Source organism: Actimicrobium sp. CCI2.3 (assembly GCF_035019065.1).
Taxonomy (GTDB): domain Bacteria; phylum Pseudomonadota; class Gammaproteobacteria; order Burkholderiales; family Burkholderiaceae_D; genus Actimicrobium.
The window spans coordinates 1-16,971 of sequence record NZ_JASJWR010000040.1 but is presented as its reverse complement, the minus strand read 5'-3'; the positions used below and the strand labels follow the sequence as shown (position 1 = coordinate 16,971).

The 16,971-nt window shown below is 57.0% G+C and carries 17 protein-coding genes; 8 read left to right on the top strand and 9 right to left on the bottom strand.

Annotated elements, in window-relative coordinates:
- Positions 1-50: 50 nt before the first annotated feature.
- From QN370_RS18355 to QN370_RS18345, 3 genes are read right to left on the bottom strand one after another with little or no spacing between them, the layout of a single operon-like run.
- Positions 51-845: a DUF2145 domain-containing protein gene (locus tag QN370_RS18355; RefSeq protein ID WP_322128166.1), complete on the bottom strand. Its 795-nt coding sequence runs from the start codon at positions 843-845 to the stop codon at positions 51-53.
- Complete coding sequence (locus QN370_RS18350; protein ID WP_322128165.1) at positions 842-1,270, bottom strand: hypothetical protein; 429 nt, start codon at positions 1,268-1,270, stop codon at positions 842-844. Before QN370_RS18350 ends, QN370_RS18355 begins: the two co-directional genes overlap by 4 nt.
- Before the next feature lie 37 nt (positions 1,271-1,307).
- Positions 1,308-1,736 carry a YiaA/YiaB family inner membrane protein gene (locus tag QN370_RS18345; protein WP_322128164.1) on the bottom strand — a complete coding sequence of 143 codons (429 nt, stop codon included), beginning with the start codon at positions 1,734-1,736 and terminating at the stop codon, positions 1,308-1,310.
- A gap of 146 nt (positions 1,737-1,882) precedes the next feature.
- Between QN370_RS18345 and QN370_RS18340 the strand changes: the two genes are divergently transcribed.
- A complete protein-coding gene (locus QN370_RS18340) occupies positions 1,883-2,638 on the top strand; it encodes a helix-turn-helix transcriptional regulator (protein ID WP_322128163.1) in 756 nt (251 codons plus the stop codon).
- Between the two features lie 119 nt (positions 2,639-2,757).
- Here QN370_RS18340 and QN370_RS18335 read toward each other — a convergent pair whose 3' ends face one another.
- From QN370_RS18335 to QN370_RS18325, 3 genes are all read right to left on the bottom strand, one after another.
- Entirely contained in the window at positions 2,758-4,851 is a 2,094-nt protein-coding gene (locus tag QN370_RS18335) for a TonB-dependent receptor (protein WP_322128162.1), read from the bottom strand.
- A 72-nt stretch (positions 4,852-4,923) separates the two neighbouring features.
- Positions 4,924-5,871 carry a beta-propeller fold lactonase family protein gene (locus tag QN370_RS18330; RefSeq protein WP_322128161.1) on the bottom strand — a complete coding sequence of 316 codons (948 nt, stop codon included), beginning with the start codon at positions 5,869-5,871 and terminating at the stop codon, positions 4,924-4,926.
- 11 nt (positions 5,872-5,882) lie between these two features.
- Positions 5,883-6,431 carry a cytochrome b gene (locus QN370_RS18325; RefSeq protein WP_322128160.1) on the bottom strand — a complete coding sequence of 183 codons (549 nt, stop codon included), beginning with the start codon at positions 6,429-6,431 and terminating at the stop codon, positions 5,883-5,885.
- A gap of 346 nt (positions 6,432-6,777) precedes the next feature.
- Between QN370_RS18325 and adh the strand changes: the two genes are divergently transcribed.
- The 4 genes from adh to QN370_RS18305 all read left to right on the top strand — a co-directional run bounded on the left by adh (position 6,778) and on the right by QN370_RS18305 (position 11,357).
- Positions 6,778-8,298, top strand: a complete 1,521-nt coding sequence (gene adh / locus QN370_RS18320) for an aldehyde dehydrogenase (protein ID WP_322128159.1) — start codon at positions 6,778-6,780, stop codon at positions 8,296-8,298.
- Positions 8,299-8,331: 33 nt separating this feature from the next.
- Positions 8,332-8,544, top strand: a complete 213-nt coding sequence (locus QN370_RS18315) for a hypothetical protein (RefSeq protein ID WP_322128158.1) — start codon at positions 8,332-8,334, stop codon at positions 8,542-8,544.
- Between the two features lie 464 nt (positions 8,545-9,008).
- Positions 9,009-9,395 (top strand): DUF779 domain-containing protein, encoded by a 387-nt coding sequence (locus QN370_RS18310; RefSeq protein ID WP_322129170.1) that lies wholly within the window; start codon positions 9,009-9,011, stop codon positions 9,393-9,395.
- Positions 9,396-9,590: 195 nt separating this feature from the next.
- Positions 9,591-11,357: a PQQ-dependent methanol/ethanol family dehydrogenase gene (locus tag QN370_RS18305; protein ID WP_322128157.1), complete on the top strand. Its 1,767-nt coding sequence runs from the start codon at positions 9,591-9,593 to the stop codon at positions 11,355-11,357.
- A 188-nt stretch (positions 11,358-11,545) separates the two neighbouring features.
- Here QN370_RS18305 and QN370_RS18300 read toward each other — a convergent pair whose 3' ends face one another.
- The 3 genes from QN370_RS18300 to QN370_RS18290 all read right to left on the bottom strand — a co-directional run bounded on the left by QN370_RS18300 (position 11,546) and on the right by QN370_RS18290 (position 15,047).
- Positions 11,546-12,307: a hypothetical protein gene (locus QN370_RS18300; RefSeq protein ID WP_322128156.1), complete on the bottom strand. Its 762-nt coding sequence runs from the start codon at positions 12,305-12,307 to the stop codon at positions 11,546-11,548.
- 9 nt (positions 12,308-12,316) lie between these two features.
- The gene (locus QN370_RS18295) at positions 12,317-12,694 is read right to left on the bottom strand and encodes a hypothetical protein (RefSeq protein ID WP_322128155.1); all 378 of its coding nucleotides are present in this window, start codon (positions 12,692-12,694) and stop codon (positions 12,317-12,319) included.
- Positions 12,695-13,115: 421 nt separating this feature from the next.
- On the bottom strand, positions 13,116-15,047 hold the full coding sequence (locus QN370_RS18290) for a sigma-54-dependent Fis family transcriptional regulator (protein WP_322129169.1): 1,932 nt from the start codon (positions 15,045-15,047) through the stop codon (positions 13,116-13,118).
- A 227-nt stretch (positions 15,048-15,274) separates the two neighbouring features.
- On the opposite strand from QN370_RS18290, the gene pedF reads away from it, so the two are divergent.
- From pedF to QN370_RS18275, 3 genes are all read left to right on the top strand, one after another.
- Positions 15,275-15,766, top strand: coding sequence for a cytochrome c-550 PedF (gene pedF / locus QN370_RS18285; RefSeq protein WP_322128154.1), 492 nt, complete (start codon positions 15,275-15,277; stop codon positions 15,764-15,766).
- A 25-nt stretch (positions 15,767-15,791) separates the two neighbouring features.
- Positions 15,792-16,634, top strand: a complete 843-nt coding sequence (locus QN370_RS18280) for a substrate-binding periplasmic protein (protein WP_322128153.1) — start codon at positions 15,792-15,794, stop codon at positions 16,632-16,634.
- A 106-nt stretch (positions 16,635-16,740) separates the two neighbouring features.
- A complete protein-coding gene (locus QN370_RS18275) occupies positions 16,741-16,908 on the top strand; it encodes a hypothetical protein (protein WP_323581765.1) in 168 nt (55 codons plus the stop codon).
- Positions 16,909-16,971: the final 63 nt, after the last annotated feature.

Sequence of the window (16,971 nt, the reverse complement as noted above, 5' to 3'; positions counted from 1 at the left end):
CTCGTTCAAGTTGTGTGATGGTGGCGAGCCTGGCCGGCGGTGCATGCCGGCTATTGGATAGTGCGTACTCTTGTGCCCATGCCACTGCGTTCCAGCCAATTGAAGACCGAGTCGGCTGTCACGGTCTGGATCTGGCCAGTGAACCGCTTCTCGTCCGGGTGATCGTCGAATGCCACGTTGGCCGACATCACCCGGGCACCGAACCGCTGCATGAACGACAGGTGCAACGTGGTCGGCGCGTAGCCTTTGAGCTGCAGCCAGGCTTGGGCGTGGAGCCGGTCGACCGCATCCGGGTCTTGCGTCATGGCCAGCGTTTCGATCGCCCACTGGTTGGACTGCTGATAGCGTTGCGCCCAAGGGTAGGCAACCATGCTGTAGGCCGACGTGTTCAGTTGCGCCAGCCTGGCGTTGTCGCCGAGTGCCGGCAGCAGCTTCGCCTGTACCGTGGGTGTCAGGATGGCGATGCCGGCTTCCATGCGCCACAGGTCATCCAGAAAAAACTCGCCGAGGCCCTGGCGATACACGGCCGCGTTCGCGGTTGCGCATTCGTTGAGCTTGTGCGCGACGCGCCATTTGCCGTCGCTGGTCTTGTAGGCGAAACCGAGGTGCGAGTAGCGCACTCCGTACTTGCTCAAGTCCTGCCCTTTGCGGGCGATGACCACCACGCTGGCACCGCTCTCGTCAAGCCGCGCTGCAGTGGTCGCAGCGAGTGCCATGGCCCGCGCAATGACATCAGCGGTCAATGCCTTCGTTTCGCAAGGCCGGCCGGCGTGCGCGAGGCCTGCAGAAATTGCCATCAGCACGATCGCCATCAGGCCGCTCGCGCGCACGATCAGGCGGCTCATCGCGTCACCTTCTCGTTGTAAAGAAGCGAGGCACCGATCTCGTTCGGGATAAAGGCGATCGCTTCGCCGACCGCTGACAGGATATAGCCGGTACTGATGGCGGTGACCACGACGGCGGTGCCGGCGGCGACCGAGACTGCGCTTGCGCCAGTCGCACTCAGCGTAATCACTGCTCTGGCACCATCCGAAGCCCGTTCGAGCACCCATATTGTGCCGGCCGCCGTCGCATTGACCGAGACAACCACCAGCGAGGCACCAGCGGACAGCAGCATGACGGGCGCGGCGACCGACATGGCGATCGGTACGGCCGACAAGGCGCTCACCGCCGAGGGTGACTCCGAGGCATGCGCGGCACAGGGATTGACGATGAGCGCGACAGCGATGGCGGAGAGGGCGAGGGCATGACGGAACGGATTGGTGTTCATGATGGACTCCAGAGAAAGTGAGACGTGTGGGAATGGATCAGAGGTCGTCTGGCGAGCGACGCGCTTGCAGTGCTTCGTGGGCATCACGCAGTGTCTTGGCGAGTGTGAAGACCGTCGAGATGAGAAAGAGCCAGCTCACGCCAAGGAACGCCTTGTAGGTCGGGTTGACTTCCATGTGGATGAGGCCCCAGGCCGTGAGCAGCATCGCGAGGCCGAAACTTCCCCAGACCACCAGTCCCCACAGCGGTGTGTCCGTGCTCTTGGACTCGTTGTCGCGGACAAACTTGGACAGTGCGAAGGCGGTGGAAAGGCAGAACAGGTAGCCCATGATCATGAACGCTCTATCCACGTCAGTACCAGGCAGGTAGGCCAGTCCGATTCCGCAGAGCGTGACTGCCAGCAAGAATGAAATCCAGACCTGGATCTTCCAGGCTTTCGAGTCTTGACGGATGGTGGAGGAGGACATGGCGCTTTTCTTTCAGTGGTTGGATGAATCGGAATGCGATGAATGCATCTTCGAGGCGCATCAAAAAAGTGACAAGAAGTTTATAAAAGGTCGCGAACACTGACCCGCGTGGTACCGTATTTCGATACTTTTTTTTCGGAATCTGTATGAATTCAGCCCATGAACTGGTCAAGGCACTCAAGAGAGAACTAAAAGTCGCCGGGATCACCTACAAGGATCTGGCTTCCCGGATCGGCCTGGCCGAGTCGAGCGTCAAGCGGATGTTTTCTGCCGGCGACTTCTCGCTCTCGCGCATCGATGACGTACTGCGCGTGCTCAAGATGGACTTTGCCGAGCTCTCAAGGCGCATCGCCAACGCGCAGTCGCTGCGCCGCGAACTCTCGCTGGAACAGGAGCGGGCGGTGGTGGCTGATCCAAAGTTGATGCTGTTGGCCATCTGCTGCATCAGTCATTGGACTTTCGAGCAGATGGTCGCGAGCTACCTGATCAGCGAAGCCGAGTGCATTGCGTATCTGTTGCAGCTTGATCAGTTAGGGTTCATCGAGCTCAGGCCGCAGAACCGCTATTGCCTGAAGGTGAGCAATGGATTCCGGTGGCGTCCGCATGGCCCGGTCATGGCGTATTTTCGGAAATACGTTTGTGATGATTATTACAGCGGTGGATTTGACGGCGAAGGAGAGATGATGATGGTCGTGCACGGAGAAATCAGTAATGCGCAGGCCACGCATTTTGTCGAGCGACTGCAGCGTCTCGGGCAGGACTTCGCGCAGCAACACCTGACCGACCAGAAAGTCAGCGACGAGCATAAACGGCCGTACACGCTGGTCATCGGCATGCGCTCGTGGCTCTTTGCCCCGTTTCGCGAACTCAAGCGTCCGGACGTGCCGATCAGGAAGCACTGACGCGAATCATGCGCTTCCGGTCAGGCGTTTCCGGTCAGTCATTGCAGTACAGCTAGCGATGAGCGTGGTGCCTGTGCAAAAAACATGCACCCACAACGCCCACCAGCCACATTCAAACCTTACAGCGCCGCCCGCAAGCCAACAAACACTTGTCGTCCCGCAGCCGCTTCATAGAAGCGACCATTGCTGTCATTGACAATCACCGAGCCGGCATAGTGCTTGTCGAGCAGGTTGTTGATGCGACCGAACAGGAACAGGTTGGCGGCACCGAGCTTGAACGCGTAGCCGGACCGTGCATTGAGGACCGCATAGCCGGGCGCGGCGGCGCTGTTGACGTCGTTCACATAAACCTTCGCTTCGGCGCGCATTTCGAGACCGGCGCTGAGCGCGTCGTTGATCTGGTAGGCCACGTCGGTGTAGAGGCTATGTTCCGGCGCGCCGGGCAGGCGGTTGCCGGCGGCGATGCGGGTATCCGGACTGGTGTTGTACGCCTGGCGGAAACTGGCATCAAGCCAGGTGTAGGCCACGCGCGTGGACAGCTTGTTGTCCCAGCGTGCCTGCCACGAGGATTCGATGCCACGGCGTTGCACGCCATCGACGTTCTGGAAGATCGAGCGGCCATTGCTGGTTGCCGTCGGGACGATTTCATCCTTGCTGCGGGCATCGAAGACCGCCAGATCAATTGCATGGCGGCCGCTCTTGATCTTGGCACCGATTTCGCCCTGGGTACTGGTCGATGGACGCAGGCCGAGGTTGGGGCCGGCACCGCCGGCGCGGTAGGCCGATTCGGCCAGCGTCGGAGTTTCAAAGCCTTTGCCGAGATTGGCGTACAGGTTGATGTTGTCGGCAACGCTCCAGACCAGACCGGCGACCGGACTGGTCTTGTTGAACTCGACCTTGCCGCTGTCGTCGGCACCGAAGTGATCATCCACACCGAGGCGCACTCGGCTGGACCGCACGCCGGCTGTCGCGCGCCATTGCGGCGAGAAAGTCCAGTCCACCTGGCCAAAAAAATCGAGGTTGCGTGCAGTGTCTTTTTCGTCGCGCTTGAGCGCACCGGGCGTGCCGTTGTTGTTGACGTAACCGCGTCGCAGTTCGCGCAGGTTGTCGGCTTCGACACCCAGCGTCCAGTTCAGCGGCAAGTCATTGACGCGCATCTTGTGATTCCAGTTCAGGCCCAGGCCTTCATAGTTGCGGTCGAGGTCGACCACGCCGCCCGATTGCGTTGCGCCATCTCCTTTGAACGACAGCGTCTGAAACACCTGCCGCGTGCCCGAATAGACCCGCGCATTGAGCGTGTCGTTGTCGCCCAGCTTGTGTTCGACCACGATGCCGACCTGCTGCTGCTCGATGGTCTTGCGAGTGTCGAACAACAGCGCGCCGGGGATCACCTGACGCGGATTCTGTTCAAAGGCATCGCGGGTCAGGCCGAGCGGGTCCTGCGATTTTGGCTGGTTGAAATAGCCGACCAGTCCGGTGATGGTGGTGGCCGACGACGGCCGTACGACGACCTTGCCGGAGAATTGCGTGCGCTCTGCCGCACTGTGATCGCGATAGCCATCGGTCGAAAACGTCGAGACATCGAAGGTGCCACCGATGACGTCGTTGCCACCAGCAAGGGACGCGCCGAGCTGACGCTGGCCATCCGAGCCGACGCCGGCCGTGACCGAGCCCGTCATCGGTTCATCACCACGCGGCGGATTTTTGGTGAAGACCTGCACCACGCCGCCGGCCGCATTGCCATACAGCTGCGCCATCGGTCCGCGCAAAACTTCGATGCGCGAGGCAGCGGCCAGATTGGCGGTTGCCGCCTGACCCTGACCATCGGGCATCGTCGCCGGAATCCCATCGACAAGCAGGCGCACGCCACGCACGCCGAAGGTGGAACGGGTACCGAAACCGCGCACCGAAATTTGCAGGTCCTGGGCAAAATTTTGCCGCTCGCGCACTTGCAGGCCAGGTACTGCAGCGAGCAGTTCGGACAGGTTGACCAACGGCGACATCGTGGTGAACGGATCGACCTGCACCACATCGATGGCCGCCGGCGCATCGAAACGCGTTTGTGCCGAACGGCTGGCACTGACCACCACGGGTTCGAGTACCGGTGTGACCGATTGTGCCAGCACGAAAGGCATGGCCAGCGTACCGGCAAGCGCGGCGACCGTGCGGCGGTCAAACAGAAAAGAGGAGGTCAGCTTGAAGCGATTGGTCATGGCAGATTCAAAGTAAAAAAAAATTGGTAAGTGGGCACGCATGCCCGCGCGAACCGACGGATCAAAACCGCGTTAGCGGATCACCACACCCCACGGTAACTTGCCGGTAGCGACATCGCGCAGCTTGGTGTTGGATACCGTGTCGATGACCGAGACGGTTCCCGAGCGGCCATTGGCGACATACAGTTTTTTGCCGTCAGGCGTGAGCGCCATGTTCCAGGGGCGCTGGCCGACCGGCACCGTGGCGACGATGGTGTTGGTCTTGGTATCGAGTACCGACACATTGGCGTCACCGCCGTTGGAGATATAGACCCGGCTGCCATCCGGATGGACCGCGATGCCATTGGCGCGCAGACCTGCCTTGACCCGGGTGAGGATCTTCAGCGTGGCGACATCGATGACGAAGACCTCATTGCTGTTTTCGGTCGCGACATAAGCGCGGCTGCTGTCGGGTAAAAAACCGATGCCGCGCGGACGCGCACCGACCGCAATTTGCGTGACTTGCTTGCGCGTGATGAAGTCGATCACGTCGACCGCATCGCCTTCTTCGGCACTGACAAAGATCACTTTTCCATCCGGGCTGAAGACCGCGTGTTCGGGGTTCTTGCCCTTCACCGGAATCGCGAAGGCCAACTTGTTGGTACGGGTATCGGTGATGACGATTTCGTTGCGCTCTTCCACGGCAGCGACGACCCAGCGGCCATCGGCCGAGATCGACACGCCTTCCGGCGATTCGCCCAGATCGACGGTGCCGGCCGGTTTGCGCTCGCGCAGGTCGATCAGTTGCAGACTGCTGTTGGGCTGGTCGCTCACATACAGCCAGTGGCCATCCAGACCGGCGGCGATGCCGCGTGGTTTTTTGCCGGCGGGGATGTCGGTGATGACCTTGTCGGTGACGGTATCGATGACCGACACCGTGCCGGAACCTTCGTTGGGAACATACGCAAACGGTGCCGCGAAGACGGCAGCAGGCAGGATAGCGGCGATAGTGGCAGTGATCAGCAGACGACGAATCAACATGGCAAATCCAATCAGAAAGGTGAGCGGGTGGCGCGTAGCCACATGCGGGAAATCAGGTTGTCGCGGTCGATCAGCTGATGCTTGAGGACCGCCAGAATATGCAGGATGACGAAGGCTCCCAGCACGAGTGCTGTCAGTTTATGGGTCTGGTTGAAGAAGGCATAGATCACCTTGTCATCGCTGCCCCACGGTGCCAACCGGACCATGTTGAAGAGCTTCACGCCATGCTTGCTGAAGTTCGAGGCCAGATACCCGGACAGCGGCATCAGCACCATGCAGGCATACAGCACGCCATGGCTGAGGCTGGCAGCACGTCGTTGCCAGCGCGGCGTGGATGCCGGCAGCGGTGGTGGCGTATGGGTCAGGCGCCAGGCAAGGCGCAGCAGGATCAGCAGGCCGATGACGATGCCGGTGCTCTTGTGCAGATTGATGAAAAGGCCACGCTCGGGTGTGTTGCGCGGGACATCGCCGAGATACCAACCGAACAGGTATTGGCCGAGCAGGAGCATGGCAATCAGCCAGTGCAAGGTGATGGCAGTGCGGTTGTAATGGGCGGGCATCGTGGCGGGGTTCCTTCGTCTCTGGTTGCGCATCGTCGGGATCAAAGTCCCTGCGTCTGCGCCGAAGGGTATCACTGAATTTTCGGTAGCGGCCACCATGGCGATCAATTGGCGTGGTCGCTTGATTGCGCTGCCTGACCTGGTGCTCCAGATTGGTTGAGCCAATTTGGAACACTCTGACAGGGGGTTGTTCGAAAAAAAAACAGTCCGCCCCTGCCGGTTCGATACGCCGCCCGTGCGGACGGGTTGGCATGCCGATTGCTCAATGCCAGATGTGCAACCAGCACCCGGACAAAGACCAGAGACAGCATCATCACAAAGTATTACTACAACGAGGAGCAGGACAATGAACATGGCAGACTTCAGCAAGCTCGGCGTAAAAAATCCCTTCGCAACCCGCTACGACAACTTCATCGGCGGCAAATTTGTCCCGCCGGTGAAAGGCGAATACTTCGAGAACATCAGTCCTATCATCGGCAAGGCTTTCTGCGAAATCGCCCGTTCGACGGCAGAAGATATCGAACTCGCGCTCGACGCGGCCCATGCCGCAAAAACCGCCTGGGGCAAAACCTCGCTGGCTGACCGCTCCAACATTCTCAACAAAATTGCTGACCGCATGGAAGCCAACCTTGGCTTGCTGGCACTGGCCGAGACCATCGACAACGGCAAGCCGATCCGCGAAACCACGCTGGCCGACATCCCGCTGGCAATCGATCATTTCCGCTACTTCGCCGGTTGCATCCGCGCCCAGGAAGGCAGCGTTTCGCAGATCGATGCCGAGACCTACGCCTATCATTTTCATGAGCCGCTTGGCGTGGTCGGCCAGATCATTCCGTGGAATTTTCCGATCCTGATGGCGGTCTGGAAAATGGCACCGGCACTGGCTGCCGGTAACTGCATCGTCCTGAAACCGGCTGAGCAGACGCCCGCCTCGATCATGGTCTGGATCGACCTGATCAAGGACTTGCTGCCACCGGGCGTGCTCAACATCGTCAACGGTTTTGGTCTTGAAGCCGGCAAGCCGCTGGCCTCGAACAAGCGCATCGCCAAGATCGCCTTCACCGGCGAAACCGGCACCGGTCGTCTGATCATGCAATACGCCGCGCAAAATATCATCCCGGTCACGCTGGAACTGGGTGGCAAATCGCCGAATATTTTCTTCGCTGACGTGATGGATCAGGACGATGCGTTCTTTGACAAATGCCTCGAAGGCTTCGCGATGTTCGCGTTGAACCAGGGCGAAGTCTGTACCTGTCCATCGCGGGTGCTGATCCAGGAATCGATTTACGAGCGCTTCATCGAACGTGCCGTCAAACGCGTCGCCGCCATCAAGCAAGGCAATCCGTTCGAGATGTCGACGCAGATCGGCGCGCAGGCGTCCCATGAGCAGCTCGAAAAAATCCTGTCCTATCTGGACATCGGCAAACAGGAAGGTGCCAAGTGCCTCATCGGTGGCGAGCGCAAGATGCTGGAAGGCGATCTGGCCGGCGGATATTACGTCCAGCCGACGATTTTTCAGGGCAACAACAAGATGCGGATTTTTCAGGAAGAGATTTTCGGACCGGTCGTTTCGGTCACAACCTTCAAGGATGAAGACGAAGCGCTCGAGATTGCCAACGACACCTTGTACGGATTGGGTTCGGGCCTGTGGACACGCGACGGCTCGCGTGCCTTCCGTGTCGGTCGTGGCATTCAGGCTGGCCGCGTCTGGACCAACTGTTATCACCTGTACCCGGCACACGCCGCGTTCGGTGGGTACAAGCAATCCGGCATCGGCCGCGAAAATCACAAGATGATGCTCGAGCATTATCAGCAAACCAAGAATCTGCTGGTGAGTTATAGCCCGAATGCGATGGGGTTCTTTTAAAGGGCGGTTTGTAGTGCGCGCGCGGGCACATTCGTGCCCACGCGACGGGGCGGCATTGATGTTGATGTTGATGTTGATGTTGATGTTGATGTTGATGTTGATGTTGACTTTGACTTTGACTTTGACTTTGACTTTGACCTTGACCTTGACCTGTTCCGCATTGAGATAGCTGCCAAAAGTCGGAGTCAGGCAGGGGATAAGAAGGGCGCATGTCTGAGCGAAGCGAGTTTGCGACCTTCCCCCTGACTGGCTCCGGCTTTTGGGAACCCGAAGGGCAGCAGTCTCGCGGTCGCCTTTTTCTTGGTTACTTTCTTTTTGGCGAAGCAAAAAGAAGTGACCGGCTGCCGGGCCGCCCCCGGCTTGGTCGTGGCGAAGTAGAAAAAGAATCAGCAACCCCAGCACGGAAATTGGAGGGCAAGCGCTCCGAACCCGCAAGCAGGGTCAGAGTAATTTTCGCGATGAAGCCTGCGAAAAAAAACTCTGACCCTGGTTGCTATTGATGGTGGTTTGCAACCGCCTGGAAAAGCGAACCTGAGCCTCCTTGAAGTTGAAGTTGAAGTTGACCTGTCCCGCATAGAGGCAACTGCCAGGCCGCCCCGGCCTGGTCATGACGGACCACGAACAGAATCAGCTTCCGCAGTCCGCAGGTAGCGTGTGCAAAAAAGCTTCCCCACAAGTGCTTTCCACAACCATTTTTCAATGAGGAAATGATGACCACCGATCCAGTCCCGCGCGTTATCGCAACCGACAGCGCCCACGCCTTTCTCTCCACGCTAAAAGAAAAATACGGCGCGCTGATGTTCTTTCAGTCCGGCGGTTGCTGCGACGGCAGTTCGCCACTGTGTTACTTGCAAGGCGATTTCCCGGTCAGCGATGACGACGTCTATCTCGGCAGTCTCGATGGCACGCCATTTTTCATGGGCCACGACCAGTTCGCCTACTGGAAACACACCCAGCTGATCATCGATGTCGTGGCCGGCATGGGCGGCATGTTCTCGCTCGATAACGGCACCGGAAAACGCTTCCTGACCCGCTCGCGGCTATTCACTGACGAGGAAAATATCGCGCTGGAAACCACGGTACTCACGCGTCCGTGACAACGCGCAGTGTGCTGTAGTGTTTTGCAACAGTGAACTTTTTTGACGCAACAACGGTGTGACAGAGAGGCGGTTTTACCGCCCAAACAGGCCAAAACACGATGGCACGCCGATTGCCTATAAGGCATCAGGACTGATTTGTTCGGCCCAGACCGATCGCAGCCTGCACTGCATTTCATTCAACCGGAGGGGACTATGTACAAAAAATTGTTGGGGACATTGATTGTGAGCGCGCTGTCCGGCGCATTGCCGGCGCATGCCGTTGATGTGACCGATGCGATGATTGCCAATGATGAAAAATCAGGCAACGATGTGCTGTCCTACGGGATGGGTACGCAGGGCCAGCGCTATTCGACACTGACCCAGCTCAATACCAAAACCGTCGCCGGCCTGGTACCAGCCTGGTCGTTTTCATTTGGTGGCGAAAAACAGCGCGGCCAGGAATCGCAACCGGTCATCCATGACGGCCGCATGTTCGTCACCGGTTCCTACTCGCGTCTGTATGCACTGGACGTGAAGACTGGCGCGAAGTTATGGAAGTACGAGCATCGTCTGCCGGAAGGCATCATGCCTTGTTGCGACGTCGTCAACCGGGGCGCAGCGCTGTTCGGTAATCTCGTTATTTTCAGCACGCTCGATGCCCAGCTGGTCGCGCTCGATCAGGCCACCGGCAACCTAGTCTGGAAAGAAAAAATCGACGATTACGCCGCCGGCTATTCGAATACCGCCGCGCCACTGATTGCCAAAGGCATGTTGCTGACCGGTGTCTCCGGTGGAGAATTCGGTGTCGTGGGTCGGGTTGAAGCACGCGACCCGATGACCGGAAAATTGATCTGGATGCGTCCGACCGTCGAAGGTCACATGGGCTACAAGTACGACAAGGATGGCAAGAAAACCGAACTCGGCATCTCTGGCACGCTCAACAAATCCTGGCCTGGCGAACTTTGGAAAACCGGTGGTGCCGCAACCTGGCTCGGTGGCACGTATGACGCCACCACGGGTCTTGCGTATTTCGGCACCGGCAATCCATCGCCATGGAACAGCCATCTGCGTCCGGGCGATAACCTGTACTCGTCCTCGACCGTCGCGCTTGACGTCACCACCGGCGACATCAAGTGGCACTACCAGACCACACCGCATGACGGCTGGGATTACGACGGCGTCAATGAACTCGTGACCTTCGACATGGGTGGCAAGCGACTCGGCGGCAAGGCCGATCGTAACGGTTTCTTCTACGTCATCGATGCCAAAACCGGCAAGCTGGAAAACGCCTTCCCGTTCGTCAAGAAAATTACCTGGGCCTCCAGCATCGACCTGAAAACCGGTCGTCCGAACTACATCGAAGCGGGCCGCCCCGGCGATCCGACCAAAGGTGCGGATGGCAAGAAAGGCGCGACCGTGTATGCCGCGCCTTCCTTCCTCGGTGGCAAAAATCAGCAACCGATGGCCTACAGTCCGAAGACCAACCTGTTCTATGTCCCTGCCAATGAATGGGCGATGGAAATCTGGAATGAGCCGGTCGGATACAAGAAAGGCGCTGCCTTCCTCGGTGCTGGTTTTGCCATCCGGACCATCAACGATGACTACATCGGTGCATTGCGCGCGATGGATCCGAAGACCGGCAAGATCGTCTGGGAAAACAAGAACGTCGCGCCGTTGTGGGGTGGCGTGATGAGCACTGCGGGTGACCTGGTGTTCTACGGAACGCCGGAAGGTTTCCTGAAAGCGCTCGACGCCCGCACCGGCAAGGAACTCTGGAAATTCCAGACTGGTTCCGGCGTCGTGGCGCCGCCGATCACCTGGATGGACGGCGGCGTGCAATACGTCGCAGTCGTCTCCGGTTGGGGTGGTGCGGTGCCACTGTGGGGTGGTGACGTGGCGGCCAAGGTCAGCTATCTGGAGCAAGGTGGTTCGGTCTGGGTTTTCAAGCTGGCGGGGTCGACGGCGGTGGCTTTGAAGTAGGGACGGCAAGGGCATGCCGGAACCGAATGATCCGGTATGCCTGCAGATAATAAAAACGGAAAAGCCAGCAAGTCGATTTGCCGGCCTTTTTCTATTTTTTAATATTGCTAAGCTAAAACTTAATTTAAATAAAAGTTATATTAATTAATTATATTTTTAAACTAAATAATTTTTTAAATAAAGTTACTTCATATGGAATTTTCACTTTTATGAGAAGAGAGTTCATCTTTTGAAAAAGTGCCATCTTTATTTTTATCAATGCGGTTAAATGCTTTGCTGTCGAAGAGCACTCTTCCATACGCCTGGTATTCATTTCTTTCGTCGTCGGTGAGCGTAGAACCCTCGGCAATTTTTTCATCTAATTTATTAAAGCGATCCAACATATATTGAGTTGTCAGTTCGCCATTTTTTTGAGCCTTTGCTAGTGTTCTTAATGTTGATTTGGCTTGGGCAAATGTTATTTGATCTGTATTGAGTCCGTTGAATTTATCGATGGATGCTTGTACTGCAGGTTTTTGTGCTGTGCTGACATCGTGTAAATAGTCGTGTTGAAATCTTTTTCTGGCACTGACTGAAAAGTCGATGTTGTTATTGTCGTCCTTGTCACTGTCGGTGAAATGCGTCAGCAGAGTATCTTCCTTATTTTTATGATAGCCAGCATCCATCAGCATATCAATGCCTTGATGATTTTGATAATAAACAGTTGTTCCTTCATCTGATTTTGCATGGCTTTTAATAATAACCGTACCGCTGTGTTTTATAAGGCTATTTGCATCTTTCAGGTCGTCTGCACTTTTAATTTCTTTTTTTACTCCCTCTTTAGTAATATAAGAATCACCTATTACCGGTGCCAGTAGTTTTTTTTCATAATCATCGATTTGACTCGTATCTTGTCTTATTCGATTTGCTTTGGTGTTGTGATGTGATTTTGATTCAAGTTGGATAGCCATGATTTCGCCTCACTGATAAATGTTGATTAGACACACTAATAAACTAGTGCGAAATAAAAAATTTAAAAAGATATCAATTACCTGTTTTGTTATAAGGAATAGGTGTCGTGCTGCTGAAGTAAGTTCCAGAGGCGAACGTTCTTTACTGCCCGTAACTTGACTTGGCAGGTGGGTGACGTCTTTTATCTGAAGACACGTAATACAGGCAACTTCAAAGCCAGGCTCAACTTCGTTGATCAGTTTGGTTCGATCCGGTTGCACAATTTGGCTGGTCCGACTGCGGACAGTGCTACGGAACGACGTAACAGGCAAGTCGCGGCGAACGTGATCCGGCTTGCGCTGCTTGCCGTCGGGGCAGATCGCTATCTCATTATTGTTGATGGTCATCAGAAAGCCCACCTTCAAGGGTGCGCGCGAAGCGTCCGTGCGTGACGGCTTCATGTTGCTGGCATAGCCGGTTCAGCTGGACGAGCAGAAGGAGCCGCTCGAATCGGTATGGCCGCAACGAATTTGAAAGGTAATCCGTCCACGCACAGAATTTTGGTACCTGGGGACGGATAGCTCCATCGGCACCAGTGCAAGGTAATTAATGCGACCGCGAAGCTTCATCACGCGCCGACGTTTTCAGCCGCGGGATTTTGCTGCGTGAAAGGCATGTCCAGTTCGTGCGGGTCGCGCGCTACGAGCACGTCGGCAGGTCCACTTTGGACGGTGCTTGCATTACGGGATCAACGTCAGCGACCAGTCGAAATGCAGCCGCTGTATTCTCACCTGATTGCGGCACTAGCTTTCGCGGCCAGTGGCCCGGCTACGGATGAATCTTCCGATAAATCGTATTGCGCGACACCCCCAGCGCGCGCGCCGTGGCCGAGACATTGCCGTCATGCGCGGCCAGTGATTTCTGGATCACCGACAATTCGACATCCTCGAGCGTGGCGAGATCGTTGTGCTGCAGGGCCAGGACGGACGGGACTGCGGTCGAATTGATCTGCGCGATATCGTCGAGGAAATCATCCGGCAAATGTTCGAGGCGGATTTCATGGTCGTCACCGGTCATGACCATCGCGGTGCGCATCAGGTTGGTCAGCTGGCGGAAATTGCCCGGCCAGCCGTGGACGCGGAACAGGTTCATGACGTCCGGCGCGATCGTGTAGCGCACGCCATTACCTTCGGCGGTCAGCAGTTTGTCGATGACGACGTCGAGGTCGGTGCGCTCGCGCAGCGGCGGCAGTCGCACCACCAGTCCATTGAGGCGGTAGTACAGGTCATCGCGAAATTCATTGCGCGCAATCATATCGCGCAAGTTGCGATTGGTCGCACAGGTCAGCGCCACGTTGACCGGGATGGATTTGGTACTGCCCAGCGGTGTCACCATGCGCTCTTGCAGCACGCGCAACAGACGGGCCTGCAGGTTCAACGGCATGTCGCCGATTTCATCGAGGAATAGCGAGCCGCCATTGGCCTGCAGGATTTTGCCGATGCTGCCTTTTTTGCGCGCCCCGGTGAACGCGCCTTCTTCGTACCCGAACAGCTCGGACTCGATCAGCGTCTCCGGGATCGAGGCGCAATTGACGGCCACGAATGGTCCGGCCTTGCGCGGCGAATCGTTGTGGATTGCTTGCGCCAGCAATTCCTTGCCGGTACCGGTCTCGCCAGTGATCAGGATGGAGATGTCGCGGCCGATGACTTTTTTCAGTTTATCGATGACGGTGGCGACATGTTCGTCGCCGGTGTTCAGATAGCGCAGGCTCGACAGGCGCGCCTTGCTTTGCTCGTGGCTGCTCTGCGGCGGCGTGGCAGCTTGCTCGTCGCCAGTACTGCGCGCATTGCCGGTCGTATGCTGGAAGCTGGTCGTGGGCAAGCGCAGGTCGGCGCACTTTGCATACACCCGCACGCCGCTGTGCAGGCACAGCTGGAGCGGGCCGGGCGAGGCGGTCCGGTAGTGATCCATCAGTGCCGAGATCGGCATGCCGAACAGCGAACTGAAGGTATGCGTCTGCAGGGCCGACATCGGCAGGCCGAGCTGGAACAGGCCACTGCGGCTGGCCGACAGAAAACGTCCTCCCGGCGTGAAACTGGCAATGCCTTCCATCAGCGTGCCAAGAAATTCCGGCCGGCTGTGGAAGCTCAGTTTGACGGCATCCTGATAGGCCGCTGCAAACAGCTGGTTCTCTATCATCTGCGCCGACATGCGCACCAGCGCCATCGTGTGCTTGTGAAAATTATGCCGGTCGCCAGTCACGTCGAGCACGCCCACTACATTACCCATCACATCGAAAATCGGCGCGGCAGAGCAAGTGAGGAAGCGATTGGCATCGAGATAGTGCTGGTCGGCGTGGATACTGGTCGGGACTTTTTCGGCGATGGCGGTGCCGATGGCATTGGTGCCCTTGCTTTGCTCGGACCACGCCACCCCCGGCAACAGTGCGACGCGGTCAGCCTTTTCGAGAAAGTCGGCGTCGCCCAGCGTATGGATGATCAACCCCGTGACGTCGGTCAGGATCACCATGTTGTGGGTATTGATGATTTGCTCGTAGAGCGTTTCCATCACGGGTGCGGCATGGCTGTGCAGCAGGCGATTCTGCTCCAGCACGAGTGCCAAATCGGCGCGGCCGAGCGGATCGTAATCCGGCGCGGCGGTTTTCGGGACGCCGTAGTTGGCGGAACGCTGGTGGGCTTCTTCTATCATGGTGACGTCGAAGTCAGCAGAAAGTGTGCCAACCGCGGTGCCAACTGCCATGCCAGCTGCAGTGCGGCGGCTATCGTCACGCGAGCGCTTGTCGATGAAGGACTGCATCTGTTGTCTCCTGCTATTTTTATGGGCGTAATGACAACCCGGTTTGTGTCTTAATGTAGCACTGTTCCGATTCGATACAGCGAATTTCTCGGTTGCTGACACGGCGGGAGGCTTCGCGCATGGCACGCGCTTTGCGTGGAGAGGGGATCTATCAATCGAGGGGACTCCCAATGAAAACACGCAGTGGCCGCCTGGCCGCACAACTACTGATCGCCACATCGGCACTACTGAGCTTGCCGGTGTTCGCGCACGGTGATGTCACGCCCCAAGCGGTTGACACCACCACGTTAAAACCGCTAGGCGAGGGCTGGCGCGAAGAAAATCCGTATGGAGGCGACAAGGAAGCGATCCGTATCGGTTCGTCGGCGTACGGTCAGAACTGCGCCCGCTGTCATGGTCTTGAAGCGGTGTCCGGCGGCATCGCCCCGGACCTGCGCAAGCTCGACCGCGATTGCGTGATCCAGAAAGATGAAGTTAAAAAACAGGCTTGTTACAAGGAAAACGATGTCTATTACCTGACCTCCGTACGGCACGGCAAGACCCGTAACGGCGCGGTCTACATGCCACCGTTTGAAGGCATGATCAATCAGGAAGGGATGTGGTCCATCAAGGCCTATCTCGAAACGCTGCGATTGATGCCGACGGTTGCTGCTACCAAGTAAGTCGTTTTTTTTGAAAGGTCTTCCGATGTTGGTTTCGCTCAAAAGAAGGACTGCACTGCTGGCATTGATTGCTTGCACCGGCACGCTGCTGACGCTGCCGGCGCGCGCTGATCTCGATAAAATCCGCACACTGGGGACGCTCAGTGTGGCTGTCTATGACGACTATTTGCCGTACTCGAAAAAAGCCGGCGGCATCACGGGTATCGATGTTGACGTGGCGCAAGCGCTCGGCAAGAAGATGGGATTGAAGGTATCTTTCCTGCCTTTTCCGGCGGGCGAAAGTCTCGATGACGATTTACGCAACATGGTCTGGAAAGGCCACTACCTCGGCTACGGACCGGCTGACGTGATGATGCATGTGCCGGTCGATCCGCTGCTGATGAACCAGAATCCGCAGGTCTCGATCTTCGCGCCGTATCACACGGATTCGGTCAGGCTGGTGCGCAACATTGCTGCGATACCGCAGTTCGATGGCATCGCCTCGATGGCTGGAAAAAAGATCGGCGTCGAAAAAATTTCGATCTCGGCGATGGTGTTGCTGGGTGAAGAAAATGGTCGGTATCGGGATGACGTGCGTATTTTTCCGACGGGTGTCGAGGCGCTTGAAAAGTTGAAGGCGGGCGAGCTAGACGGCGTCCTTGCCAGTCGTTCGGAAATCGAATCGGTGTTGCGTGACGACCCGCGTTTCGAGATGCGTGAAGTAGCTTTTCAGCGCTTGCCGCGCAAGGGATGGATTGCCGGTCTCGCCGTCAAGAAAACCAATCCGGAGCTGGCCAGTGCGTTAAAAGAGGCGATGGAATCGTTGTTTGAATCGGGCGAGATGCTGCGTATTTTTGCTCGGCACGGGGTGCAGATCGTCAAGCCATAATCGACTTCGCCGGATTTTTTTTCACCGTTCCGCCGCTTCGGTCGAACGGTTTTTCTTTGCCTGCCTGTTCGGTGCAATGCCCTGCGGTTATTGCACCCTACGGCCGGTGGTTGAAGTTGAAGTTGAAGTTGAAGTTGAAGTTGAAGTTGAAGTTGAAGTTGAAGTTGAAGTTGAAGTTGAAGTTGATTTTGACGTGGCCGTTGACCTGTTCCGCATTGAGACAGCTGCCAAAAACGGTAGTCAGGCAAGGGACAAGAGGGGTGTAGTGGTCTAATGAAATCGGACACCTCAATGGGAGCACACTCCCGCTAACTGAGGAAATTACATGACTAAAAAA